Annotated in this window: 1 protein-coding gene; it reads right to left on the reverse strand. The window is 74.8% G+C overall.

Annotated features, from left to right (window positions below; translation table 11 throughout):
- Positions 1-245 precede the first annotated feature (245 nt).
- The gene (locus tag MCM47_RS40990; RefSeq protein WP_238863764.1) at positions 246-761 is read right to left on the reverse strand and encodes a hypothetical protein; all 516 of its coding nucleotides are present in this window, start codon (positions 759-761) and stop codon (positions 246-248) included.
- Positions 762-1272: the final 511 nt, after the last annotated feature.

Genomic DNA, 1272 nt, shown 5'->3' on the forward strand with positions numbered 1-1272 from the left:
GATAATTGTGCGGGCAGAGACATTTGCCGCCTCCAACGAGGGACCTGCGCGGTGCCCCGACCGCCGATCACCGGCGCGAAGACCGCATTCGGCGGTGCAGCCGCGTGAGCCAGCCGCCAGGAGCTTCTGCCAAGGTGTCGCTTCCACCGTGCGACCCCTGGTTCACACGTTGGGTCAGGGCAGTTGACCCAGCCACTGCACGTACGCCGAACGATGAGAGGGAAGCCGGGGAGGGCCGGGGCGGTTCAGGCGAGGGCCGCCCAGCGGGCCGTGCTGCGGTGGGCCGGGAGGCCGACGGCCTCGAACTCGTCGACGTCACGGGTCCCGTCGGCCCGGGCGGACTCCACACGGGCGCCGAGGTGGCGCAGGGCGCGGGAGATCGGGCTGCCCTCGGGCGGGAAGGGCGCGAACTCGGCGCTGGTGAGAGGGCCGAGGGCGAGACGGCCGTCGGCCCAGACGGCGGCGCGCTGGGTGCCGCTGCCGCCGAAGAAGCAGGCCTCGACGCAGGCGATCGGGCCGGCCTTGGACCAGGCGGCGAGCCGCCGCCCGGACCCGTCCGGGAGCCAGTCGAACCCGGCCGTTTCCCCCGACGCGCCTTCGCCGCCGCCGACTTGGTAGCCGAGTGCGGCCAGGAACGCGGGGGTGGCCGGGATCAGGGCCAGCCCCTGCGACAGCGGGGCGAGACGGGCGACCGGCACCTCGGCGGCGGCCACCGCTAGCAGCTCCGCCGAGCCGATCAGCGCCTGAAGTTCGTATGGCATTCAGTCATCCTGAACCACGGCACTGACAGTCCGCCCGCGATTTACGAATCCGTGCCTCGACGGGAATCGGCCCGAGAGCGGCGCTCCGGCCGGACGCCGTGGAGCAGGGCGAGCACGGTGACGTCCACGGCGTCCTCCGGCTCGTTCCCTGGGCGCTTCTGCGTCTCGGCGAACAGCAGGTCGAAGGCTCGGCGAGGCCGGCTCCGGAGCCGGACCGGGGTCCGGCCGAGCCGTCCTCCGGGTGCTCAGGTCGAGCCGGCCGCAGCCGGCGCCCGCGGCCGGCCGGACGCTGCGCCGCCCTCCTGGCCGGGCGAGCGGTGACCGGCCCGACACCCACCCGGTCCGGCACTACGCCGCCCCGGTCCGGGCGTGATAGGGCATCAGTGACGGCCGCCGGCCCCGGCGTCCGGCGGGCGCGGTTGGGATCCGTCGTGCGCCGCCGGTCCGGGGTGCCGGGCGTCCGAGGCCAGTGCCCACCGCAAGACGCTGCCGATCCAGGAAGGCGGGAGAC

The organism is Kitasatospora sp. A2-31, from assembly GCF_022288725.1.
Lineage (GTDB): Bacteria > Actinomycetota > Actinomycetes > Streptomycetales > Streptomycetaceae > Kitasatospora.